The organism is Phenylobacterium glaciei (assembly GCF_016772415.1).
Taxonomy (GTDB): domain Bacteria; phylum Pseudomonadota; class Alphaproteobacteria; order Caulobacterales; family Caulobacteraceae; genus Phenylobacterium; species Phenylobacterium glaciei.
The window spans coordinates 2345360-2368890 of record NZ_JAGSGD010000001.1; the positions used below are offsets into that span (position 1 = coordinate 2345360).

Annotated in this window: 22 protein-coding genes, 1 tRNA gene and 1 pseudogene; 11 read left to right on the forward strand and 13 right to left on the reverse strand. The window is 68.3% G+C overall.

Going from position 1 to position 23531, the window contains the following annotated elements:
• Positions 1 to 228: 228 nt before the first annotated feature.
• The 3 genes from JKL49_RS11450 to efp form a co-directional block, all read right to left on the reverse strand.
• Positions 229 to 1134: a vWA domain-containing protein gene (locus JKL49_RS11450; RefSeq protein WP_215340678.1), complete on the reverse strand. Its 906-nt coding sequence runs from the start codon at positions 1132 to 1134 to the stop codon at positions 229 to 231.
• Between the two features lie 349 nt (positions 1135 to 1483).
• Positions 1484 to 1573, reverse strand: a tRNA-Ser gene (locus JKL49_RS11455).
• Between the two features lie 11 nt (positions 1574 to 1584).
• The gene (gene efp, locus JKL49_RS11460; protein ID WP_215340680.1) at positions 1585 to 2154 is read right to left on the reverse strand and encodes an elongation factor P; all 570 of its coding nucleotides are present in this window, start codon (positions 2152 to 2154) and stop codon (positions 1585 to 1587) included.
• A gap of 107 nt (positions 2155 to 2261) precedes the next feature.
• Between efp and epmA the strand changes: the two genes are divergently transcribed.
• The 8 genes from epmA to cysD all read left to right on the forward strand — a co-directional run bounded on the left by epmA (position 2262) and on the right by cysD (position 12313).
• Positions 2262 to 3308 (forward strand): EF-P lysine aminoacylase EpmA, encoded by a 1047-nt coding sequence (gene epmA, locus JKL49_RS11465; RefSeq protein WP_215340681.1) that lies wholly within the window; start codon positions 2262 to 2264, stop codon positions 3306 to 3308.
• Between the two features lie 55 nt (positions 3309 to 3363).
• Entirely contained in the window at positions 3364 to 3729 is a 366-nt protein-coding gene (locus JKL49_RS11470; RefSeq protein ID WP_215340682.1) for a hypothetical protein, read from the forward strand.
• A gap of 52 nt (positions 3730 to 3781) precedes the next feature.
• Positions 3782 to 5062: a TolC family protein gene (locus JKL49_RS11475; protein WP_215340683.1), complete on the forward strand. Its 1281-nt coding sequence runs from the start codon at positions 3782 to 3784 to the stop codon at positions 5060 to 5062.
• On the forward strand, positions 5062 to 6312 hold the full coding sequence (locus JKL49_RS11480) for an efflux RND transporter periplasmic adaptor subunit (protein ID WP_215340685.1): 1251 nt from the start codon (positions 5062 to 5064) through the stop codon (positions 6310 to 6312). Before JKL49_RS11475 ends, JKL49_RS11480 begins: the two co-directional genes overlap by 1 nt.
• Positions 6302 to 9484 (forward strand): efflux RND transporter permease subunit, encoded by a 3183-nt coding sequence (locus tag JKL49_RS11485; RefSeq protein ID WP_430700811.1) that lies wholly within the window; start codon positions 6302 to 6304, stop codon positions 9482 to 9484. Before JKL49_RS11480 ends, JKL49_RS11485 begins: the two co-directional genes overlap by 11 nt.
• Positions 9485 to 9737: 253 nt before the next feature.
• Positions 9738 to 11186: an NADP-dependent isocitrate dehydrogenase gene (locus tag JKL49_RS11490; protein WP_215340687.1), complete on the forward strand. Its 1449-nt coding sequence runs from the start codon at positions 9738 to 9740 to the stop codon at positions 11184 to 11186.
• 13 nt (positions 11187 to 11199) lie between these two features.
• Positions 11200 to 11412, forward strand: a complete 213-nt coding sequence (locus JKL49_RS11495; protein ID WP_215340689.1) for a hypothetical protein — start codon at positions 11200 to 11202, stop codon at positions 11410 to 11412.
• Entirely contained in the window at positions 11402 to 12313 is a 912-nt protein-coding gene (gene cysD / locus JKL49_RS11500; protein WP_215340698.1) for a sulfate adenylyltransferase subunit CysD, read from the forward strand. Before JKL49_RS11495 ends, cysD begins: the two co-directional genes overlap by 11 nt.
• 64 nt (positions 12314 to 12377) lie before the next feature.
• Here the strand turns inward: cysD and JKL49_RS11505 are convergent, their stop codons facing one another.
• The 5 genes from JKL49_RS11505 to JKL49_RS11525 form a co-directional block, all read right to left on the reverse strand.
• On the reverse strand, positions 12378 to 12770 hold the full coding sequence (locus JKL49_RS11505) for a hypothetical protein (protein ID WP_215340700.1): 393 nt from the start codon (positions 12768 to 12770) through the stop codon (positions 12378 to 12380).
• Positions 12770 to 13165, reverse strand: coding sequence for a hypothetical protein (locus JKL49_RS21200; RefSeq protein ID WP_215340702.1), 396 nt, complete (start codon positions 13163 to 13165; stop codon positions 12770 to 12772). The genes JKL49_RS11505 and JKL49_RS21200 overlap by 1 nt, the downstream gene beginning before the upstream one ends.
• Positions 13166 to 13194: 29 nt before the next feature.
• Positions 13195 to 13683: a hypothetical protein gene (locus JKL49_RS11515; RefSeq protein WP_215340704.1), complete on the reverse strand. Its 489-nt coding sequence runs from the start codon at positions 13681 to 13683 to the stop codon at positions 13195 to 13197.
• A 118-nt stretch (positions 13684 to 13801) separates the two neighbouring features.
• On the reverse strand, positions 13802 to 14551 hold the full coding sequence (locus tag JKL49_RS11520) for a class I SAM-dependent methyltransferase (protein WP_215340706.1): 750 nt from the start codon (positions 14549 to 14551) through the stop codon (positions 13802 to 13804).
• 233 nt (positions 14552 to 14784) lie between these two features.
• Entirely contained in the window at positions 14785 to 16485 is a 1701-nt protein-coding gene (locus JKL49_RS11525; protein WP_215340708.1) for a class I adenylate-forming enzyme family protein, read from the reverse strand.
• Positions 16486 to 16580: 95 nt separating this feature from the next.
• Between JKL49_RS11525 and JKL49_RS11530 the strand changes: the two genes are divergently transcribed.
• Complete coding sequence (locus JKL49_RS11530) at positions 16581 to 17738, forward strand: Gfo/Idh/MocA family protein (RefSeq protein ID WP_215340710.1); 1158 nt, start codon at positions 16581 to 16583, stop codon at positions 17736 to 17738.
• A gap of 458 nt (positions 17739 to 18196) precedes the next feature.
• Positions 18197 to 18442, forward strand: a complete 246-nt coding sequence (locus JKL49_RS11535) for an MDR/zinc-dependent alcohol dehydrogenase-like family protein (protein ID WP_215340711.1) — start codon at positions 18197 to 18199, stop codon at positions 18440 to 18442.
• Here the strand turns inward: JKL49_RS11535 and hisC are convergent.
• Positions 18439 to 19497 (reverse strand): histidinol-phosphate transaminase, encoded by a 1059-nt coding sequence (gene hisC, locus JKL49_RS11540; RefSeq protein WP_215340713.1) that lies wholly within the window; start codon positions 19495 to 19497, stop codon positions 18439 to 18441. The two genes, JKL49_RS11535 and hisC, sit on opposite strands and share 4 nt — an antisense overlap.
• Before the next feature lie 100 nt (positions 19498 to 19597).
• Here hisC and JKL49_RS11545 point away from each other — a divergent pair, with 100 nt between their 5' ends.
• Positions 19598 to 20032: a cupin domain-containing protein gene (locus JKL49_RS11545; protein ID WP_249778075.1), complete on the forward strand. Its 435-nt coding sequence runs from the start codon at positions 19598 to 19600 to the stop codon at positions 20030 to 20032.
• 21 nt (positions 20033 to 20053) lie between these two features.
• Here the strand turns inward: JKL49_RS11545 and JKL49_RS21405 are convergent.
• The 4 genes and pseudogenes from JKL49_RS21405 to JKL49_RS11560 all read right to left on the reverse strand — a co-directional run.
• Positions 20054 to 20176: pseudogene (locus tag JKL49_RS21405) on the reverse strand (hypothetical protein); the annotation flags it as partial.
• Positions 20177 to 20192: 16 nt separating this feature from the next.
• Positions 20193 to 21164: an SDR family NAD(P)-dependent oxidoreductase gene (locus JKL49_RS11550; protein WP_215340720.1), complete on the reverse strand. Its 972-nt coding sequence runs from the start codon at positions 21162 to 21164 to the stop codon at positions 20193 to 20195.
• A 64-nt stretch (positions 21165 to 21228) separates the two neighbouring features.
• Positions 21229 to 22527, reverse strand: a complete 1299-nt coding sequence (locus tag JKL49_RS11555) for an amino acid permease (protein ID WP_215340722.1) — start codon at positions 22525 to 22527, stop codon at positions 21229 to 21231.
• On the reverse strand, positions 22524 to 23519 hold the full coding sequence (locus tag JKL49_RS11560; protein WP_249778076.1) for an aromatic ring-hydroxylating oxygenase subunit alpha: 996 nt from the start codon (positions 23517 to 23519) through the stop codon (positions 22524 to 22526). The genes JKL49_RS11555 and JKL49_RS11560 overlap by 4 nt, the downstream gene beginning before the upstream one ends.
• Positions 23520 to 23531 lie beyond the last annotated feature (12 nt).

The following is a 23531-nucleotide window of genomic DNA, read 5'->3' on the forward strand; positions in this document are numbered from 1 at the left end:
GTCACTGCGGAGCGAAGCCATTCTTCACTTAGGTCCACGCCCGCCACGAAATCCCGGACTAGCATCTCTGCCCACGGCGCGGGGTCGAACGAGACCGAGGCGCCATCGCTGACGGCGCAGCTAAGACTATCGTCAGAGACGGCCCACCTATCCTCGTTTGGCACGTCGGGACGCTTGGGGAATGTAAACCCACGCAGTGGCGGAGATCGATTGTTCAACGTGTCGCCGTCAGCGATCGACGGTGAGACGCGGGCGAGTGCCGATATCGAAGAAATTCGCGATACCCTTTGGATCAGCATTGAACATAAAGCCGCGGGTTCCTTCTCCCACCCGATAGCCCTTGTCCGCAGCGAGCTTGGCCACATGGTTCGGAAGCTCGCTCGACATGCTGAAGAGCAGCCGGGCATAGCTGTCCGGCAGTCGGGCCTCGGTTGAGGGAAACTGGATTGCGTCGCCTTGCTCGGTCGACACGTGGATATTGAAAAGCAAGCAAGAGCCATCTTGGGTGGACAGCTGGCGAATGACGGCGGCCACATGTTCTGGATCGCCGTCTGATGATGCGCCATCCGTGACGTGGATTACCGTCGGGGGGTAGGAGTTCGGGTGGGCGTCACACCAGTCCGCAAGAGCCTCCGCCACTCGCGTAAGACCGGCGCACATTGGGGTGCCGCCAGAGCTCGTAGGATCGAACCAGACCGGGAATTTTACGCGACGCTCCAAAACACCGCCTGCACCATCGTCATCCATCCGGGTGCGATCCTCAACCCTGAGAGGAGAGTTGGCCAGTTCAATGATGGAACTCACAGCGGAGCTGCCAGCAGACCTCAGGCCTGCTCCCACTCCTGCACCGCCGTAGGTTACAACTCCGATATCAAAGTAATTCCTGACACCATCTGCCTTCGTGCAGTTTGTCACTAGCGTATAGATGGTCTTGTTGAGAACATCTGAGACGAAGTCAGCTTTTGATTTTCCATGAGACATTCGCTCATCCATCGACCCGGACTGGTCGATTACAAACATGATGCAAGTCGGATTGTCTCGGCTGATCTCAGCTGAGTAAGTCATGTACACCCCCGTCGTCCAATAGCGGTCCCCAACGAAGAGTCGCTGTGTAAAAGCAAGGAAGGCAACCATGGCGGCGCTGTCAATGCAGCCTGGAGGGCAAGTCGGCTGCCGAGGAAGGTCCCAGGGTGAAGCCGGTTGTCGATATCGCGATGGCCTACGCTGGTTGGTTCCACCCGCGGCGCGCCAAAGGACCGAGGTAAGTCCGTGTATCTGCGGCTCCCCGCAATTTGACAGCGCCTGGATGGGACTTTCGTTCGTCAGGCCTTAGATAGGCCTGCCGGCTCATGCTGAGACCCGAAAATCGCTCAATCGTCCAGAGCTGTCCGCCGCAAGCCGCGACTAGCCAACGCGCTCGGTGGGGCCAGGGGTGGGGCCCGATACGACGCTTCCTAATTTTCTTTTTTATTTCAATGGGTATTGGCGGACGGGGTGGGATTCGAACCCACGGTAGGCTCTCACCTACGGCGGTTTTCAAGACCGCTGCCTTAAACCACTCGGCCACCCGTCCAGGTTCGAAACCTAGTCCTTGGCGCGTTCCACGTAGGAGCCGTCCTCGGTCAGGATCACCACGCGGGTGCCGGGCGCGATATAGGGCGGCACCATGGTGCGCAGGCCGTTGGAGAGCACGGCGGGCTTGTAGGACGACGAGGCGGTCTGCCCCTTCACCGACGGCTCTGTGTCGACGATCTCGAAGGTGGCCAGCCGCGGCAGGGCCAGAGCGATCGGCACGTCGTTGTGGGTCGAGAGCTGGACGATCATGCCTTCCTGCAGGTAGGGCGCGGCGTCGCCGATCACGTCCTCAGGGGCGGTGAGCTGGTCGAAATTCTCGGGGTTCATGAAGTGGAACCCGTCGCCGTCCTGGTACAGGAAGGTGTGGTCGCGCTCGTCGACGAAGGCCTTCTCCACCGACTCCGTGGTGCGGTAGCGTTCCGACACCTTCACCCCATCGGAGATGCGCCGCATGTTGAGCTGGGTCACCGGGGTGCCCTTGCCCGGATGGATGTTCTCGGCGCTGAGGACCACGTAGAGCTTGTTGTCCATGTCGACGACGGCGCCCTTGCGGAGCGAGCTGGCGGCTACTTTTGGCAAGTCATTCGTCCTTTGGTCGCGCAGGGTCTGGGCCGGCGCGTTGTGCTAGGTTCCTGCGCTCCTATAGCGATCCGGGCCAGGATCGCCAGCGTCTTGGAGCCCAGAGCTTGACCTCCCCCCTGCCCTCGCCCTGGTGGCGACCCGAGAACCACCAGGATCGCAGGCCCTTCCTGCTGGGGCGAAACGCCATCCAGAAGGCGTTCCGGGGCTGGTTCGAGGACCAGGGGTTCACCGAGGTTGACGCCGCGGCCCTGGCGATTTCGCCGGGCAATGAGGCCCACCTGCACGCCTTCGCCACCGAGGCGGTCACCACGGACGGGCAGCGATCGCCGCTCTATCTGCACACCTCGCCGGAGTTCGCCTGCAAGAAGCTACTGGCCGCCGGCGAGACCAAGATCTTTGATTTCGCAAAGGTTTGGCGAAACCGCGAGCGCGGCGCCCTGCACCATCCGGAGTTCACGATGCTGGAGTGGTATCGGGCCGAGGAACCCTACGAGAGCCTGATGACGGACTGCGGCAGCCTGCTGGCCCTGGCGGCGGAGACGGTGGGCGCCGAGGCGCTGCGGTTCCGGGGCCATGCCTGCGACCCCTTCGCCGACCCCGAGCGGATCACGGTGGCCGAGGCCTTCGCGCGGTGGGCGGGGGTCGACCTGCTTATGTCGGTCTCCGCGGATGGAACAGTCGACCGTTCGGGGCTGGCCGAGCAAGCGCCGGTCCGGGTGGCCGACGACGACACCTGGTCCGATATCGTGTCCCGGATTCTGGTGGAGAAGATTGAACCGCACCTCGGAATGGGCCGACCGACATTGCTCACCGAGTACCCGATCGCGCAGGCGGCGCTGGCGCGACCGAAGCCCGGAAACCCTTACGTGGCCGAGCGTTTCGAGCTCTATGCCTGCGGCGTGGAGCTGGCCAACGCCTTCGGCGAACTGACCGACGTTGACCAACAGTTTGACCGTCTGAGTGCAGAGATGGACGAGAAGCAGCGGGTCTATGGCGAGCGCTATCCGATCGATGAGGATTTCCTGGCGGCGCTGGCGGTGATGCCGCAGGCCAGCGGCTCGGCCCTGGGGTTCGACCGGCTGGTGATGCTGGCCACCGGCGCCACGCGGATCGACCAGGTGATCTGGACGCCGGTCCCGGAGCAAGCTTGAGACTCGGCGTCGGGCGCCGTAGTCCTGCGGCGTGAGCCGGTCTTTGTCCCCCTCGTTGAAGACGCTCGTCGCGATGTTCTGCATCGCGCTGTCGCTGCTCTATGCGACAGCCTCGGCCGCCAGCGTGCTGGATCAGGTGCAGCACCAGAGCCAGCCGGCGCAGCACCATCAGCATGGCGCCTTCAGCGACCTGTCCTTCGACGACCATCATCAGGACGGTGACAGCGAGGCGAGCCATGATCCCGATAGCGGCCACCATCATCATGCCGATGGGCCGCAGGGCATTATCGGCGAGGATGCGGGTCGTAGCGTCGGCGCGAGTTCAACCGAACGCCGGGCCATCCTGTCCGACCAGCTGATCGTCAGCCCCGGCTCGCCCGGTCCCGAACGCCCTCCCAAGGGCCTCACCTTCAGCGTCTGAGCCCCCGCGTCGCACGACGTGGGCCGATCCGCGTCTGTTTCGTGAGACCTTCATGCCAAAGCCCTTCGACGCGCGCCCCTGGGCGCCGTCCCGCCGTCTGCTGATGGCTTGCGCCGTCCTGTTCGCGACTGTGAGTTTCGACGCCGTCGCCGCGCCACTGACCCTGCCCGAGGCCCTGACCCGGGCCGCGGCCTACGACCCTTCCCTTCCCGCTGGCGCCGCGCGGGTGCAGGCGGCTGAGGCCGGCGTCCGCCAAGCCGGGGTGCGGCCCAATCCCATCCTGGGCGCCGATCTGGAGAACTTCGCCGGGAGCGGCGACATAGGGTTGGCCGATCGCTCGGAGGCGACGCTCTATTACGAGCAGACCTGGGAGCGGGGGGGCAAGCGGGAGGCCCGCGTCGATGTGGCCCGGGCGGAACTGGCCCTCGCGCGCGGTCGGGCCGTGGTCCGCGCCCTGGACCTGATGGCCGAGGTGCAGAGCGCCTGGGTTGAGGCCCTGGCCGCGCAGGCGCAGGTCGCTGTGGCGGAGGAACGGCTGGCGGTGGCCCGGCGCCTGGAGGGCGAGGTCGAGCGCCGGGTGCGCGCGGCGCGCGATCCGCTGTTCTCCGGCGAGCGGGCGCGCACCGCCACCGCCCAGGCCCGCATCGACCGCGACCAGGCCCTGGCGGCCGCCGAGCAGGCGCGCAGGTTGCTGGCGTCCTATTGGGGCGGCGAGCCTGGGTTCGAGCTGAACACATCGGCGCTGGAAGCCGCCACAGCCTGGACGCACGGCCAGTTTGGCGAGACGCCGGACCTCAGACTGCTGGCGACAGAGCGCGACCTGAGCCAGGCCCGGATCGCGGTCGAGCGCGCCCGCGCGGTGCAGGACCCCCGCTGGCGGGCGGGCCTGCGCCATTTCGGCCAGAGCAATGACGTGGCGGTGATCATCGGGGGCTCGATCCCGCTGGGCCGCAACGACACCAACCGAGGCGGCATCGAACGCGCTCAGGCCGAACGTACGGCGGCCGACGCAGACCTGGCCGCCGCCCGGACCGAGCGGGAGCGGGAGATCGCCCGGATTGCCGCGCGTCGCGAGGCGACCCTGGCCGAGGTTGCCCGAAGCGACGCCGAGGTCGTGCCCAGCGCGGCTCGCGCGGTGACCCTGGTCCGCGACGGCTTCAACCGCGGGGGCGGCGCCTTCACCTATCTGGAAGTGGCCGAGGCCCAGAGGGCGGTGATCGAGGCCAGGTCCCGGCGCATCGAGCTGCTGAAGCGCTTCCATCTCGACGGCGTGCGCCTCGACCGGCTGACCGGTCGCCACGCCGCCCTCCTCTCCAGTGCAGAGACCCGCTGATGTCCTTCCAACTGTCCCGCGGCCTGGCCGCGCTTGTCCTCAGCCTCGGCCTGCTGGCCGGCTGCGGGCAGAAGCCTGACGCCCACACCGAGGGCGAGACCCACGCCAAGGCCGGCGAGTACGAACGCGGCCCGCACCGGGGCCGCATGCTCCGCGATGGCGACTTCGCGGCCGAGCTCACCATCTTCGAGGACGGGGTGGACCCCGAGTTCCGGGTCTACGCCTATCGCAAGGACAGGCCGGTGGACCCGAAGACGGTGCAGGTGACTGTCGAACTGACCCGGCTTGGCGGCAAGGTGGACCGGTTCGCCTTCGCCCCCGTCGAGGATTACCTGCGCGGCGCAGGCGTGGTGGCCGAGCCTCACTCCTTCGACGTCAAGGTCCGGGCCGTGGAGAACGGTCGCACCCACCAATGGGCCTACGCCTCCCACGAGGGGCGTACGACCATATCGGCCGACGCGGCCAAGGCCGGGGGCGTGCGGACGGAGATCGCCGGCCCCGCCCTGATCGGCGAGATCGTCGACCTGTCGGGCCGGGTGGAGATCACGCCCGAGGGCAAGGCCGAGGTCAGGGCCTGGTATCCCGGCCGCATCCTGTCGATGCGGGGCGAACTGGGCCAGTCGGTGCGCAAGGGTCAGACGATGGCGCGCGTGGAGTCCAGCCACAGTCTGCAGGCCTATTCGATCCCGGCCCCCATCAGCGGGGTGATCATCGAGAAGAACGCCAATGTCGGCGGCGTCGCGGGCGACCAGCCCCTGTTCGTCGTCGCAGACCCGACCCAGCTACATGCCGAGTTCTTCGTCTTCCCCCGGGACGCCGAGCGTATCCGCGTCAGCCTGCCGGTCGAGGTGCGCTCCCTGTCCGACGACGCGCGGCTGATCGCCAAGGTGGAGGCCATCCTGCCGACCGCCGACATGGCGAGCCAGACCCTGATGGCCCATGCCCATCTTCCCCCCGGGGCGGCGCAGAGCTTCAGGCCCGGCATGGGGGTGGAGGGGTCGTTCTCGGTCGGCGCCCAACAGGCGCCGCTGGCGGTGCGCACCAAGGCCCTGCAGCGCTTCCGGGACTTCACCGTGGTCTTCGCCAAGGTGGGGAACACCTACGAGGTGCGCATGCTGGAACTGGGTCGCCGGACGCCGGAATGGACCGAGGTCCTGGGCGGCCTGGACCCCGGAACCGAGTATGTGGTCGACGGCGCCTTCCTGATCCGCGCCGACATCGAGAAGTCAGGGGCCAGCCATGACCACTGATCTGATCCCCGCCGCGCCGCGCGACAGCCTGCTGAAGCGCGTCATCACCCTGTCGATCCGGTTCCGGTGGGCTGTGCTGGCCCTGGTTCTGCTGTCCGCCGCCCTCGGAGTCTGGAGTTTCCAGCGGCTGCCCATCGACGCGACCCCCGACATCACCAATGTCCAGGTGCAGATCAACACCGAGGCCCCCGGGTTCTCGCCGCTGGAATCCGAACAGCGCATCACCTTCCCGGTGGAAACCGCCATCGCCGGCGTGCCGGGACTGCAGCACACCCGCTCCATCTCGCGCTACGGCCTGAGCCAGGTGACCGCAGTCTTCAAGGACGGAACCGACATCTACTTCGCCCGCCAACTGATCAATGAGCGGCTGCAGGGCGCGCGCGGCCAGATTCCGGCCGGGGTAACCCCCGAGATGGGGCCGATCTCGACCGGGCTGGGCGAGATCTTCATGTACACGGTGGAGGCCAAGCCAGGCGCACGCAAGCCCGGCGGCCAGGCCTATACGCCAGAGGACCTGCGCACGCTGCAGGACTGGGTGATCCGGCCGCAACTTCGCACCACGCCAGGCGTCGTTGAAGTCAACACCGTCGGCGGCTTCGAGCGTCAATACCATGTGGCCCCCCTCCCCGAACGGCTGTCGGCCTATGGCCTGACCCTGGCCGAGGTGATCTCCGCCCTGGAGCGCAACAACGCCAACGTCGGCGCCGGCTATGTCGAGCGGTTCGGCGAGCAGTACCTGGTGCGGGTTCCGGGTCAGGCCACGGGCATCGAGGACCTGAAGGGGATCATCGTCAGCCATCGCAACGGCGTGCCGATCCGCGTGGCCGATGTCGCCGACGTGGGGATGGGCGAGGAACTGCGCACCGGGGCGGCCACCGAGAACGGCCGCGAGGTGGTGCTGGGCACCGTCATGATGCTGGTGGGGGAAAACAGCCGCACCGTCGCCCGCGCCGCCGCCGCCCACCTGGAGGTGGCCGCCAAGGCCCTGCCTCCCGGCGTGGTGGCCGTGCCGGTTTATGACCGCACCGACCTGGTGGACCGCACCATCAAGACCGTCGCCACCAGCCTGGTGGAGGGCGCCTTGCTGGTGATCGTGGTGCTGTTCCTGTTGCTGGGAAACATCCGCGCCGCCCTGATCACCGCGGCGATCATCCCCTTCTCCATGTTGCTGACGATCACCGGAATGGTCCAGGGCAAGGTGTCGGGCAACCTGATGAGCCTGGGGGCCCTGGACTTCGGCCTGATCGTCGATGGGGCGGTGATCATCGTCGAGAACTGCCTGCGGCGGTTTGGCGAGGCGCAGCATCGCCTGGGCCGGGTGCTGACCGGTGACGAACGCTTTGGCCTGGCGGCCGACGCCACCAACGAGGTGATCGGCCCGTCGCTGTTCGGGGTGCTGATCATCACGCTGGTCTATGTGCCGATCTTCGCCCTGACCGGGGTGGAGGGGAAGATGTTCCACCCGATGGCGATGACCGTGGTCATGGCCCTGACCGCCGCCATGGTGCTGTCGCTGACCTTCGTGCCCGCCGCCGTGGCCCTGTTCGTCACCGGCAAGGTGGAGGAGACCGAGAGCCCGGTGATGCGGCGCGCGCGCAGGCTCTATGAGCCGGCCCTGGCCTTGGCCCTGCGGCTGCGGACCGTCTTCGTGGGCGGGGCCGTGGTGCTGGTGCTGCTGGCCGGGTTCGCGGCCAGCCGCATGGGATCGGAATTCATCCCCAACCTCGACGAGGGCGACATCGCCATGCACGCCCTGCGCATCCCCGGCACCAGTCTGAGCCAGGCGGTCAGCATGCAGACCGCCCTGGAGGCCCGCATCAAGCGGTTCCCGGAGGTGGAGCGCGTGGTGGCCAAGCTGGGGACGGCGGAGGTGGCCACCGACCCGATGCCGCCCTCGGTGGCCGACACCTTCATCCTGCTGAAGGACCGCAAGGATTGGCCCGACCCGCGCAAGCCCCGGAGCCAACTGCTGGCCGAGCTGGAGGCGGCGGTGGCCGAGATTCCAGGGAATAACTACGAATTCACCCAGCCGATCCAGATGCGGTTCAATGAACTGCTGTCGGGGGTGCGGGCCGATGTGGCGGTGAAGGTGTTCGGCGACGACCTGGCGCAGCTGGCCACGATCGGCGAGCAGCTGAAGGGCGTGATTGAGGCCACGCCCGGCGCGCAGGACGTCGGCGTCGAGCAGACCACGGGCCTGCCGGTGCTGCAGATCACCCCGGACCGGGCGGCGCTGGCCCGGCTAGGCCTGAACGTCCAGGACATCCAGGACGTGGTGGCCACCTCGATCGGCGGCACGGTCGCCGGCCAGGTGTTCGAGGGCGACCGGCGGTTCGATATTGTCGTCCGCCTGCCCGAGGCCCTGCGCAACAATGTCGATGAGGTGGGCCGTCTGCGCATCCCGCTGGCGGCGTCACGGGACGGGTCGCGAGGCTTCGTGCCCCTGGCCGACGTGGCCAGGGTGGAGGTGGAGATCGGCCCCAACCAGATCAGCCGCGAGAACGGCAAGCGCCGCGTGGTGGTGACCACAAATGTGCGCGGCCGCGACCTCGGCTCCTTCGTCGAGGACCTGGAGCGCAAGGTCGACGCGGCGGTGGACATCCCGAGCGGCTACTGGGTGACCTATGGCGGCACCTTCGAGCAACTGATCTCGGCCACCAAGCGGCTGCAGATCGTGGCGCCCGCCGTGCTGTTGCTGATCTTCGGCCTGCTCTACGCCCTGTTCCGCTCAGCCCGGGATGCAGCGATCGTGTTCTCGGGCGTACCGTTGGCCCTGACCGGCGGTGTGGCGGCCTTGCTGCTGCGCGGCCTGCCGCTGTCGATCTCGGCGGCGGTGGGGTTCATCGCGCTTTCGGGGGTGGCGGTGCTGAACGGGGTGGTGATGGTCAGCTTCATCCGCAACCTCATCGCGCAGGGCAAGCCACTGGACGACGCCATCTCCGAGGGTGCGCTCACCCGCCTGCGGCCGGTGTTGATGACCGCGCTGGTGGCCAGCCTGGGGTTCGTGCCGATGGCCTTCAATGTGGGGGCCGGCGCGGAAGTGCAGCGACCGTTGGCCAGCGTGGTGATCGGCGGGATCATCTCCTCGACGATCCTCACCCTGCTGGTGCTGCCCGCCCTCTACCGCATGGTGCATGGTCGCAAGGCCGCGGGTGACAGGGCGCCGGTTTAGCGGCCAGGCGGTGAGCTCTTTCCGCCCCCGTTTACGGGGAAGGAAAGAGCTCTACGGCTTCCTGACCTTCAGGATCGACCAGGTGATCTGGACGCCGGTCCCCACGCTCTGACGGCGACATCACGATTGATATGATCGTATGTCTCCCGGTCAATGATGAGCAACCCATATGATGAGGATGACCACAATCAACCACCGAGGCGTCGCCGCCGGCGCTAAGTCGGCTGGAGCCAGACCCCTGCGGAGTTGACCCATGAGCCCGATAAACCTGAAGTCCCCGATCACCGTGGCCCATGGTGACGGCATCGGCCCGGAGATCATGGCCGCCAGCCTGAGGGTGCTGGAGGCGGCGGGCGCCCAGCTGGAGATCGAGACCGTCGAGATCGGCGAGGCGGTCTATCTGCAGGGACACAGCTCAGGCATCACCGCCGAGACCTGGGACAGCCTGAGGCGCACCAGGGTCTTCTACAAGGCCCCGATCAGCACCCCCCAGGGCGGAGGGTTCAAGTCGCTGAACGTCACGGTGCGCAAGACCCTTGGACTCTACGCCAACGTCCGCCCCTGTGTGGCCTACGCCCCTTTCGTGGAGACACGGCACCCGAAGATGGATCTGGTGATCATCCGGGAGAACGAGGAAGACCTCTATGCCGGGATCGAGCACCGGCAGACCGACGAGGTGTTCCAGTGCCTGAAGCTGGTGAGCCGGCCCGGCTGCGAGCGGATCGTGCGCTATGCCTTTGAATATGCGCGGGCCAACGGCCGCAGGAAGGTCACCTGCCTGACCAAGGACAACATCATGAAGCTGACCGACGGTCTGTTTCACAAGGTGTTTGACGAAATCGGCCAGGACTATCCCGAGCTCGAAAAGCACCACGCCATCATCGACATCGGGGCCGCGCGGCTCGCCGACACCCCCGAGGACTTCGACGTCATCGTCACGCTGAACCTCTATGGCGACATCCTGTCGGACATCGCCGCCCAGGTGGCCGGCTCGGTGGGCTTGGCGGGATCGGCCAATATCGGCGACCAGGTCTCGATGTTCGAGGCGATCCATGGCTCGGCGCCGGATCTGGCGGGCCAGGACAAGGCCAATCCCTCCGGCGTGCTGCTGGCCGGGGTGATGATGCTGAACCATCTGGGCCAGTCCCCGGTGGCCGAGCGCATCCACAATGCCTGGCTGGCGACCCTGGAAGACGGGATCCACACCGCCGATGTCTACAAGGCCGGGCGCTCCAAGGCCCTGGTGGGGACGAAGGCCTTCGCCGAGGCCGTGATCGCCCGGCTGGGTCAGGAGCCCAAGACCCTGCCGGTGGTCCGCTATGGCGCCAATGCCCCCATGGCGATCGCCGCGCCGCCCCGGCGACCGCCAGCCCGCAAGGAGACGATCGGCGTGGACCTGTTCGTGCAGTGGCGCGGTGGGCCGCAGGACCTGGCCCAGCAGCTCCAGGCGATCGCCGGAGGCCCTCTGGAGCTGAAGATGATCACCAATCGTGGGGTGAAGGTCTGGCCCGGCGGCATGCCGGAGACCTTCTGCACCGACCATTGGCGCTGCCGGTTCATGAACGGCGGCGGCCCGGTGGCGCTGAGCGAGATCGTGGCCCTGAGCCACCGGGCGGCGGAGGCTGGGGTGGATTTCATCAAGACCGAGCACCTCTGCACCTTCGACGGCGAGCCGGGCTTCAGCCTTGGCCAGGGTCAGTAGGCCGAAGATGAATATGCCCCAGGTTGAGGCGTCACCTGACCGCTACTGGGTGATCGGGGGCAAGCACCTCGACGCCACCTTACAGCGGCGCCAGTGGTCGGAGGTCTTTGGTCCGTTCTGCGCTCGCGCGGAAGCTGAGGCGATGCAGCGGAGGATGGATGACATCTACGCCGCAGATCCGCAGGTGCGGTTCTGTGTCGTGCGGGACGCCGACCATGGCTCCTGACCGTCTGCCACCCCACCTCCAGCGTTTGGAGAGCGAGGCGATCCATATCCTGCGGGAGGCGACGGCGGATGCGCGCCGACCGGTGCTGCTGTTCTCAGGCGGCAAGGACTCGACCGTCCTGGCCCGACTGGCGGTGGCGGCCTTCCACCCCTCAGCGCCGCCGATGCCGCTGTTGCACATCGACTCGACCTTTGAGTTCGCCGAGACCTTGGTGTTCCGCGACAAGCTGGCGCGGGACTGGGGGTTCGAGTTGCTGGTCCGGCGCAATGAGGACGGCCTGGCCAAGGGGATCAGCCCCTTCGTGCACGGCTCGGCCCTCTACACCGATCTCATGCGCACCGTTCCGCTGAAGGCGGCGTTGGATGAGCTGGGCTGCGACGTCATCTTTGGCGGCGCCCGGAGGGACGAGGAGAAGACCCGCGCCAAGGAACGGGTGGTCTCCATCCGTTCGCCGGGTCACGGCTGGGAGCCCAGGAGCCAGCGGCCGGAACTGTGGAGCCTCTACAATGCGCGGCTTTCCCAGGGTCAGACGGCACGGGTGTTTCCGCTCTCCAACTGGACGGAATCCGACATCTGGACCTACATCTGGGCGCGGCGGCTGCCCCTGGCGCCGCTGTACTTCGCTGCGGCCCGGGCCACGGTGATCCGCGACGGCGCGCTGCTGGTGGTGGATGATGACCGCTACCCCTTCGCCCCGGGCGAGGCCTCGGAGTCTCGCCAGGTTCGATTCCGCACCGTGGGGTGCTGGCCGGTGACGGGCGCCATCGAGTCCGCGGCCACGACCCTGCGCGAGGTGCTGGCCGAGACCCTGGCGGCGCGCCACTCCGAACGTCAGGGGCGGCTGATCGACACCGACGACGGAGCCTCTCTCGAATCGAAGAAGCGCCAGGGCTATTTCTGACGACCCTGGCGGCGACCGCGATCCTGGGCGGCCAGGAAACAGCGTCCGCGCCGCCGCCGCCCGCTTAGGGCTGCGGCATCGCACAGACCTCGGCGGCCACCGCCCGGAAGCCGCTGGTGTAGTCGGTCCAGGGCGCGGCCGGCGCAGGCTGCGCGGCGTTGATCAGGGCGCCGCCGACGGCGTAGTTGGCGCCGCTGAGGAAGGTCGCGGTCTTGGCCTGGCAGTCGAAGACCACGGTGTGGGTGGCCCAGGCCACCGGGGTCGGGTTGCCGTTGAAGGGGGTGGGCGTGTCGAACAGGGTCCCCACCGAGGTGGTCTTCACCGACCCCTTGCCCTCGATCTTGCCGGAGGTGAAGGACCAGGCCCCGAGGCTGTCGCGGGCGATGCCCTCATAGTCGGGCGCGGAGATGCCCTGCAGGGTCAGGGCGAGGCCGGCGGCCAGGATCAGGGGCCCCATCACTGCGCCGTCAGGCCGGAGGTTTCCATGACCCCGTTCGGGCCGGGCACGCCGGTGACCGTCACCGACATGGTGCCGCTGCCGCCGCCGTTGTCCTGCACGTTGAAGACCACGATGTTGGGCTGCTTCAGGGTGATGAGCTTCACTCGGGTGAAGCCGCCGTCGGTCCCGTTGACCATCGGCTTGGTGTAGGTGGTGAAGCCGTCGGCGTCGGGGGCCGGGATTTCCGAGGCCGGCCGGCAGCCGAAGAACTTGATGGGTCCGGCGGTGGGGTCCACGGCCCAGGCGGCGTCCGACAGGCACTTGGGATCCAGGATGATCCCCGCCCCGCCCATGGCCGAGGCGCTGGAGGTGGTCAGCAGGGCGAAGGCGGCGGCGATCAGAAGGCGCTTCATGGTCAGGGCTCCGGTTGGTCTGGCGCGCGTCAGGAGGCGGGCGTCAGGCCCAGGGTGATCGTGTATTTCATCTGGGTCGGGGTCGGATGGCAGCTGGCCACCGGCGCGTCCTCACGGCAGACGCCCTTGGCCGTGGCGTAGTCGACGCTCACCGCCACGGCCTGGCCGGTCTTGTGGTAGCCGAGCGCCGTCCCCGTGGGGCCATCGGCCTCGGCATTGGGGTCCGAGGTCCAGCCCCGGCCCTGCATCATGGTGTCGAGCTTGGCCGCGACGGCCTGGAAGCTGGCGCCGAACACCGCGCCGGTTCCGGTGAAGGTGATCAGGCAGCCCGGCGCATCGGCCTGGCCTGGATAGGAAACCGCCGCCAGGGCCGCCGTCGAATGGGTCCCCAGCGCGGCCTCGGCGCCTGACTTCAGCGCCAGACAGGAGGCGGGCACAGGGGGCTGCGCGTGAGCGGCCGTGGCGAGCGGCGCCGTCAGAAGGGCCGCCAGGCCAAGGCCGCGAAGGTTCCGTTGCATGTCTGCTCCCCAGGCTTTCCGGCAAACTGTGGACTCGCCCGACCGCCCGGACAAGCCGGCGCGCGCGCGACCCAACCCGATATGGGGAACCCCCGGGCGAGCCTCTGGCGGAGCTCCCCTATTTCGGCTTCCTGAACTTCAGGATGAACTGGTCGGTCTTGCCGCGGATCGACGGGTCGAAGACGTTGGCGGTGTGGGGATCGGCCGGCGCGGCCAGCATCGGGCTTTGCGCTTCCAGCTTGAAGCCGGCGGCCTCGACCTCGGACTTCACCGCGGCGATGTCGATGCGGTGCAGGGTGTCGGCCGGCGCGATCCCGGTCCCCGGCAGGGCGGCGTGGTCGACCACCAGATAGACCCCGCCTTTTTTCAGGGACTTGAAGATCTCGGCGTTGACCTTGGCGGCGGTGTCGGCCGCGAAGGGCTTGAGGTGCATGTCGTGGTAGTTCTGGACGGTGAACACCAGGTCCAGGCCGTCGGGCAGGTCCAGGGCGGAGAAGGCCGCGCCCAGCGGCGTGACATTGGGATAGGCCGCCGCCACGTCCTTCAGCGCCTTGCCGTAGTCGGCGGAGAAGCCGACGAATTCGGCGGGCTGGTAGGCGTAGACGTGGCCGGTGGGGCCGACGGCGCCCGACAGGATGCGGGTGAAGTAGCCGCCGCCCATGATCAGATCGACCACCTTGTCGCCGGTCTTCACCCCGGTGAAGGCCAGCAGGTCGCCGGGCTTGCGGGCCGCGTCGCGGGCGGTGTCGGCGGCGGGGCGCGACGGCGCGGCCAGCGCGGCCGTGATGTTGGCGGGGACGCCAGCGGCCAAGGCCGGCGCGGCGGTCAGCGTCGCGATGGCGGCGAGGATGGCGAAGGTCGGTTTCATGGGGGCTCCTCCGGGTTTGTGAGGAGGATAGCACGGGTATGTGAGGCGGGTAGGGAGTTGAATACCCATCCGCTCACCCCGGCGAAGGCCGGGGCCCAGATGCATCCCGAACCGATGGCGGTGAACCTCGGTCTCTTGCTGACGACGGAGGGGGTTTCACCTGGGTCCCGGCCTTCGCCGGGATGAGCGGAATTGAGCAGGCCGTTCGCCCCCTCATCCGACCCTGCTCCTCTCTACCCCGCGTCTTCGACCTTCAGGCTCTCGCGCAGGGCGCGCTTGAGGAACTTGCCGGAGGCGTTGCGGGGGATGGCTTCGTCGAGGAACCAGACGTAGCGGGGGGCCTTGTGGCGGGCGGCCAGGGCGGCGCAGTGGGCGCGCAGTTCGTCGGCGGTGAGGGTGTGGCCGGGACGCAGCAGAACCGCGGCGCCGACCTCCTCCCCCAGCCGGTCGTCGGGGACGCCGAACACGCAGCACTCGGCGACGGCGGGGTGGCGGTATGCGGTGGCCTCGACCTCGGCGCAGTAGACGTTCTCGCCGCCGCGCAGGACCATGTCCTTCTTGCGGTCGACGATGAAGATGAAGCCGTCCTCGTCGATGCGGGCGACGTCGCCGGTGTGCAGCCAGCCGTTGGTGATGCTCTCGGCCGTCGCGTCGGGGCGGTTGAGGTAGCCCTTGATCACCGGCGCCCCCTTGACCCAGAGCTCGCCCACATGGCCCGGCGGCACGGTCTGGCCGTCGTCGTCCACGCAGCGGGCCTCGAAGGTGGGCATGGCCGGGCCGCAGCTCTCGGGCTTGTCGACGAAAAAGTCGGCGGCGATGGAGGTGATGATCCCGCAGGTCTCGGTCATGCCGTAGCCGGTGTTGGGCCGCGCGGTGGCGACCTCCTTGTCGATCTTGGCCACCAGGTCGGGCTGGAGTTGGGCGCCGCCGCCGCCGAGGCTGAGCAGGCTGGAGGTGTCGGTGGTGGCGAAGTCGGGGTGGGTCAAAACTTCGCGGCTCATCACCGGCACGCCGGACATGGCGCTGACCTTTTCCTTCTCGATCAGGCGCAGGGCTTCGCCCGCGTCCCACTTGTACATCAGCACCATCTTGCCGCCGCCCGCGGTGACCGCGTAGGCGCCGCAGTTGTTGGCGGTGACGTGGAACAGCGGCGTGGTCAGCAGGGCCACAGGCGGGTTGGGCGCGGGCACGCTGGCCGGGTCGATACCGTTGGCGCGCAGGGTGGCCAGGCCCTGGACCTGGCCGGAGAAGCCCATGTTCATCAGGTTGGCGACGCAGCCGCGATGGGTAAGCTGGGCCCCCTTGGGGAAGCCCGTGGTGCCCGAGGTGTAGAAGATGCAGGCGTCGGCGTCGGGATCGACCTGGACGTCGGGCATGTCGCCGCCGCGCACCAGCACCTCGGAGAACGGCAGGACGCCTTCCGGGGGACCCTCCATGCGGGTGACGACCAGGCGGGCGCCCTCCGCCATGGCCGGGCGCTCCAGGATCCGGGCGAGGCGTTCCTCGTCACAGAACACCACCTTGGGGCTCGAGTCCTTCAGGGCGTATTCCAGCTCCTCGGTGACCCACCAGGCGTTCATGCCGACGGCGGCAACGCCGATGCAGACGCAGGCCCAGTAGAGCAGCATCCATTCGGGATAGTTGCGCATGGCGATGGCCACCCGGTCGCCCGGCCGCACGCCCTCGGCCCAGAGCCAGGCGGCGATGGCGTTCACCCGCGTGTGGGCCTGCCCATAGGTGATGCGCTCGTCGTCATAGACCAGGTAGTCGCGGTCGGCGAAGGCGACGGTGGACAGCCAGACGGCGCGGATGTTGGGCGGGGCGTGCTTGAAGTTGCGGATGGTGTTCCCGCGGACCTCGATCTCCTCGATCTCGAAGGGCTGTCCGGGCGCCGTCAGCTCGGACCAGGCCTGCTTGAGTTCCGCGTAGTGCATGTTTCGTCCCGGTGTTTTTTGGTTTTTGCTTGTGGCTTCATAGTGTCGGTATTCCGCGACGTGCGCCAAGCGGGAATGCAGGGGGAAAAGCGGCCATGAAGACCTATCGCATCGGCGTCATTGGCCTGGGCCAACGCATCGCCCACGTGCTGGCCGCCATGAAGGAGGTCGGCTGGAACCTGGACGTGGCGGCCTATGTCGATCCGGGGCCGGTGGGGGCGCCGATCCTTAGCGAGGCGGGGATACCTCTGGGGGTCAGCTACCCCTCCCCCGGCGCCCTGCTGCACGACGGGCCCTATGACCTGGTCATGATCGGCACGCCCAACCACCTGCACATGCGCCACCTGGGCCTGGCCATGGCGGCCGGCTATCCGATCTTCGCCGAGAAGCCGATCGTCAGGACGGTGGAGGAGACCTATGCGCTCGCCCGCGCCCTGGCCGAGCCCGGCCGGCCGCCGCTGTTCATCGGCCTGGTGATGCGCTCCATGCCCATCGTGCGCGAGGTGATCAGGCGCGTGGATTCCGGCGCCCTGGGGGAGATCATCTCCATCGACGCCACCGAGCACCTGCCGGTGGAGCACGGCGCCTATCTGGCCCGCAACTGGCGGCGCAAGGTCGAGTGGGGCGGGAGCTACCTGCTGGACAAGGTGTGCCACGACTTCGATATCTTCGGGCGGATCGCGGGCGCCAGGCCCGCCAAGGTGGCGAGCTTCGGCGGGCGGCGCGTGTTCACCTCAGAGCGGGCGGGCGCGGCCCGGACCTATGACGACGGCGCACCGGCCTATGTCGCCACCAACCCCGGCTGGATGGGCGCCAACGACGCCTTCGAGAGCGACATGGACGTCACCGACCACCAGACCGCCATGGTGGAATACGCCAACGGCGTGCGGCTGTCCTTCCATGCCAACAGCCACGTCAGCCTGCCCGAGCGGCGCTGGTACATCGCCGGCACCGACGCCACGATGATCGCCGACCTGGTGCGCAACAGGCTGATGATCCGGCCGACCTTGAACCGCCAGAAGCCGGAGCGGATCGACTATGGCGGTCTCACCGCTGACTCTCACAACGGCGCGGACCAGGCGATGGCGCGGGACCTGTTGGCGACGCTGGAACTGGGGACCGCGTTCCCGGTCACGCCGTTCGACGCCATGGAGGCGGGGCTGACGGTGATGGCCATCGACCAGGCGATGGAGGCTGGGACCATGCTGGACTGCGGGCCGATGTGGGCGGGGTTGGATGAGGCGCGGGGGTAGCGGGCGTTCGTGAGGTTCGTGAGGTTCATCGACAATCTGATGGGCCTTCGCGGCCGCAAGACTTGGAACTACGAACGACACGAATAACACGAACGGGCGCCCCCCTCCCCGCTCACCCCGGCGAAGGCCGGGGCCCAGGTCATAGGTCACGACCTGGGACAGGAATCCGGAAGCACGGGGTGAATCTGGGTCCCGGCCTTCGCCGGGATGTGCGGGGTGTTGGAGAGCATTCCTCCTCTCCCGCTTGCAGGAGAGGTCGGGTGAGGGCTCTTTCTGAGGCCCCGTTGTTGTTTCCGCGCCGTGATGCGCAGCCCTGCTGCGCCCCCTCACCCCTCCTCTCCCCCTGCGCCGACGGGCGAGGAGGTGGACTGACGGCTGACCCGTGGCCCGACCCCGCGCTTTACAGATCCCGCGCGGCGTATGACCCTCTGCCGGAGGCATGGCCTGGGGAGGGTGCGATGGCGACGGACATGACGCCGGAAGAGTTGGAGGCCGCCCTGAAGAGCGGCGCTTCGATCGACAGCTTCGACTATCGAAACGAGGAGAGCGAGGACGACTATATCGTCGCCCAGCTCTACCGGACGCCGGACGGGCGGCTGTTCCGCTATGTGGAGAGTTCGGGCATGGACTCCACCTTCTCCGGGGCGGGCGAGTTCGGGCAGTGGCTCAAGGCCTCGGAACAGGCGAGCTGGAACCAGTTCTAGCCAGCGATCTGCGCCAGGGCCGCCAGCAGGCTGTCGGTCTGCGCCTCCGTCCCCACCGTGATCCTCAGCCAGTCCCCGATCCTCGGCGCATCCCACCTTCGCACCAGGATGGCGCGCTCGCGCAGGGCCGGGGCCAGGGCCGCGCCGCTGTGTTCGGGGTGCTTCGTGAAGACGAAGTTGGCGCTGGACGGGAGGGTCTCGAAGCCCAGGGCGGTGAGTCCTTCCACCATGCGGGTGCGGGTCGCCGTGATGGTGGCCAGGGTCTCGCGGAAATAGGCCTCGTCCTGCACCGAGGCGATGGCGCCGGCCTGGGCGGGGCGGCCCAGGGGGTAGGAGTTGAAGCTGTCCTTCACGCGGGTCAGGGCCGCGATGAGGTCGGGGTGGGCGAGCGCGTAGCCGACGCGCAGGCCCGCCAGCGCCCGGCTCTTGGAGAAGGTGCGGACCACCAGCAGGTTGTCGTGCTTCGCGATCAGGGGGATGGCGGTGTCGGCGCCGAAGTCCACATAGGCCTCGTCGATCACCACGGGAATGTCCGGGTGGTCGGACAGCAGGGTCTCGATGTCGGCCAGCGGCAGGGCGACGCCGGTGGGCGCGTTGGGGTTGGGCAGGATGATGGCCCCGGCCCTGCGGCGGTAGTCGGCGACGCGGATGTTGAAGGCCTCGTCCAGGGGGACGGTCTGGGCCTCGATGCCGTAGAGGCGGCAGTAGACCGGATAGAAGCTGTAGCTGATGTCGGGGAACAGCAGGGGCGCGTCGTGCTTCAGCAGGGCGGCGAAGGCGTGGGCCAGGACCTCGTCGGAGCCGTTGCCGACGAAGACCTGGTCGGGGGTGAGGCCGTGATAGGCGGCCAGGGTTTTGCGGAGTTCGGTGGCCTCGGGGTCCGGGTAGAGGCGTAAGGATTCGGCGGCCGCCGCGGCGATGGCGGCCAGGGCCTTGGGCGACGGGCCGAGAGGGCTCTCATTGGTGTTGAGCTTGATCAGGCCCGGAATGCGCGGCTGCTCACCCGGCACATAGGGCGAGAGCGTGTGGGTCAGGTCGCTCCAGAGGCGGCTCATGGAATCTCGGCTATGGTGTCTTTGACTTCGAGCGTGACGGGCGCCTGAACCGGTGTCCACTTCAGGCTGTCACGCTCTGGGAGGCGAAGAGGTCTCTGACATGGAAACCCAGGTTCTGCACCTGTCGCAGGTGGCGATGATCGATTGGGCCGACCGGGCGTGGCCGGGCGCGGTCAAGCCCGAGTGGTTCGCCGGGCAGTCGGAGGGGCGGCTGGCCAAGCCGCTGGGGATCACCCAGTTCGGGGTGAACCTGGTGACGCTGGCGCCCGGCGCCTATTCTGCCCTGCGCCACTGGCATGCGGCCGAGGACGAGTTCGTCCACGTGCTGAGCGGCGAGCTGGTGCTGATCGACGACCATGGTGAGCATGTCCTGACGGCGGGGTCGTCGGCGGGCTTCCCGGCGGGCGTGGCCAATGGGCACCACCTGGTGAACCGGTCGGAGGCGCCGGCGACCTTCCTGGCGGTGGGGTCTCGGCGGCCTGGGGATGAGGTGGTGACCTATCTGGATGATGAGGTGGGGGTGGTGAGGAAGTAGGCCCCCTGCCCTCCCCAATCACGTCATCCCGGCCGCAGCGAAGCGGAGAGCCGGGACCCAGGGGCGGTGCGCTTGGCCCCTGGGTCCCGGATCGGCCTGGCGGCCGTCCGGGATGACGTTGAGGAGCGCACTCCCTTCCCCCATCGAGGGGAAAGGGTTCTTAGCCGCCTAATTTCCACCCGACCGCCTTGACGAATTCCTCGTAGAAGGCCGGCTCATAGGCCCGCTCGGGGTCCTTGCGGACCCATTCGTCGAGCATGTGGGCGTCGTCGCCCACCAGGATGCGCCAGGTTTCGGCCTTGACGCCGTCGAGGATCACCGTGGCGGCGGCCGCGGCGGTCATGGGGGCGTCTTCCAGGAAGCGGCGGGCGCCTTCGGCGACCATGGCCTGGATGGCGGCGTCAGGGACCTGGCTTACGTCCATGCCGGCGGCGGTCATGCGGGACCGGGCGGCGGCCAGTTCCTCGGGGCCGAGCTCGTCGGACTCGGTATGGCCCTGGACCTTGCGGGAGTTGGCGACGATGGCGGTGCCGATGTGGCCGGGCATGACCACGCTGGCCTTCACGTGGGGCGCCGTCAGCCGCAGGTCGGTGACCAGGGCCTCGGTGAAGCCCTTCACCGCGAACTTCGCCGCCGCATAGGAGGTGTGGGAGGTGTTGGGGCCGATGGTGGCCCAGAAGCCGTTGACGCTGCTGGTGTTGACGATGTGCGCCTCGGGCGCGGCGATCAGCATGTCGAGGAAGGTGCGGACCCCCAGATAGACCCCGCCCCAGCAGACATTGAAGGTGCGCTCCCAGGCCGCGCGGCTGTCGGTGACCATGCTGCCGCCGCCGGCGATGCCGGCGTTGTTGAATAGGAGGTGGATGTGATCGGTCTGGTGCTGGTCCTTGATCTCGTCCCGGAACCGCTGGAGGGCGGCCTCGTCGGAGACGTCGGCCACATGGGCGGTGATGCGCACGCCCTGGGGGATACGGTCGCCCTGACACAGGGTGATGGTCTGGGCCATGTTGGTGGCAGAGACGTCGCACATGGCCACGTGACAGCCCTGGGCCACCAGCTGGCGGGCGAGCTCGCGGCCCATGCCGGTGCCGCCGCCGGTGATCACGGCGATCTTGCCGGTGAAGTCCTTCATCGCGTCTCTCCCATTTTTCGGGAGCTTGGACCCTGGCCGGAGCCGGCGAAAGCGTGACCTTGCGTCAGGCGGGCTTGAGCCGGCCCCTGAACCGCGTGGCGGCCCACAGCGCCAGGCTGAGGGCGACGATCAGCAGGGTCGGCGTGCGCAGGGCGTGGTCGGAGGTGACGATCACCCAGGCGCAGAAGCCGCCGCCCAGGACAGCGGCGGCGGTGGCGGCCCAGCGGCGCGGGCCCTCGATCTCGCCCGAGAGCCTCAACAGGGCCGCGGCGCAGAGCAGGTAGAGGATCATCGACAGGATCACCGCCACATTGATCAGGGTCGTGAACTGGGCGCCCAGGGTCGGCGAGGCGCTGGCGATGGTGGCCACGCTCATCAGGGCCGCCGCCACCAGGATATCCCGGGTCGGCTTGCGGTCGGGGTTCACCTCCGAGGCCATCTTGGGCAGGTAGCCGGCCGCCGCGCCCGAGCGCGAGGTCTCGGCGGTGACCAGCACCCAGCCGCCCACCGTGCCCGAGGCCTTGGCCAGCGCGCAGAAGGCCACGACGCTGGCGGCGATGGGGCCTGCGAAACCCTTGATGGCGTCGGCGAAGGGGGCGGTCGACGCGGCCATGACGCTTGCGGGCGCCAGGCCCATGATGGCGGCCGAGGCGGCCATGTAGATCACCGCGGCCAGCAGCACCCCGCCGACCGTGGCGATGGGCAGGTTGCGCCTGGGGTTCTCGATGACCGCGGCGGCGACCACGGCGCTCTCCAGGCCCAGGAAGGCCCAGAAGATCGGGGCGACCGACGCGGTGATCACCACGCCGTCGGGCTTGCCGCTGACGTTCCAGGAGGCGGCGAAGATCTCGGGGTTGAAGGCGAGCGCCCCTGCGATGGTGGCGAGCGCGATGGGCGCCAGACCCAGGATCAGGGTCGCCGCGCCGTAGCGGGCCATGACCCGGGGCCCGATCAGGTTGATGAAGGTCAGGCCCCAGATGACGCCCAGGGTCGCGAAGGTCGAGACGCCGGGCGCCTTCAGGACCGGGAAGAAATAGGCGAGGTATCCGGTGGCGGCGACCGCCACGGCCACGGTGCCGACCCAGCAGTTGAGCCAATAGGCGAACCAGCTGACATGGCCGGCCGCCGGGTGCAGACCCTCGGCGGCATAGGCCACCACGCCGTCGGCCTCAGGGCGGATCTGGGCGAGGAATGAGAACACCAGGGCCACCAGCAGGGCGCCGAGGCTGGCCAGGCCCCAGGCGATCAGGCTGACACTGCCGATGGTCCCCAGCGTGGCGGGCAGCATGAAGATGCCCGAGCCGATCATGTTGCCGGCCACCAGCACCATGGCGGCGACGGGGCCAAGACGCTTGAGGCTCATGCGTGGGCCTTCGCGAGCTGGGTCTGGAACCAGGCGACGCCGTCCTCATGGCGCGGCGACAGCACGCCCACCTCATAGGCCCCGGCGTTGAGGTTCTTCTGCACCGCCTCGCAGATCTCCACGTCCTCGGCGGTGATGGTGTTGGACGCGGAGAGGACCGACTCCATGTCGGCGGTCTGCGGATCGTAGAAGTACAGATAGTCCAGCCGCGTGCGGTCGTGGCCGATGGGGCGCATGTGCTCCACCATCAGGCCATAGCGGTAGACGTTGAAGGCGAGGTTCGGCCACAGCCAGGCCCAGAGGCCGTCATTGACGCCGCTCTTGGTGGGCGCCTCGTGGACCGCCACGGCGCCGTCCATCTTCACCCAGTAGTCGTCCATCTCCAGCTCGGAGGCCAGTTGCGGGTGGACGATGGGGATGTGGTAGCCCTCCAGATAGTTCTCTACATAGGTCTTCCAGTTGCAGGCCAGGTCGTGGCCGCGGCGCAGGGTGGCGGGGCCGAGCTTGATGCCGCGCTCGTCGAACAGCCGGTCCAGGGGCGCGGTGAGCGCGGCGAGAGGCCCGGCCTTGCCGTCGACATTGACGAATAGGAAGCCGCGCCAGGTCTCGACGCGCACCGGCAGCAGGCCCCAGTCGCGGGGATCGAAGCCCTGCGTCGCGCCGAAGTCGACGGCGTTGCGCAGGCGGCCGTCCAGGGCGTAGCGCCAGCCGTGATAGCGGCAGGTCAGCTCCTTGCCGCAGGTCCCCTGCCCTTCGCTCACCAGCGGCCCGGCGCGGTGGCGGCAGACATTGTGGAAGGCGCGCACGGCCCCGTCTTCGCCGCGCACCGCCACGACCGGCCAACCGGCGATATCGCCCGCCAGGTAGTCGCCGGCCTTGGGCAGCTCGCTCTCGTGACCCAGGAACTGCCAGGCGGCGGCGAACACGCCCTGGCGCTCGCGATCAAAGGCGGCGGGATCGCGATAGAGGGCCGACGACAACGTGGTCTGCATCCACGGAGTTCG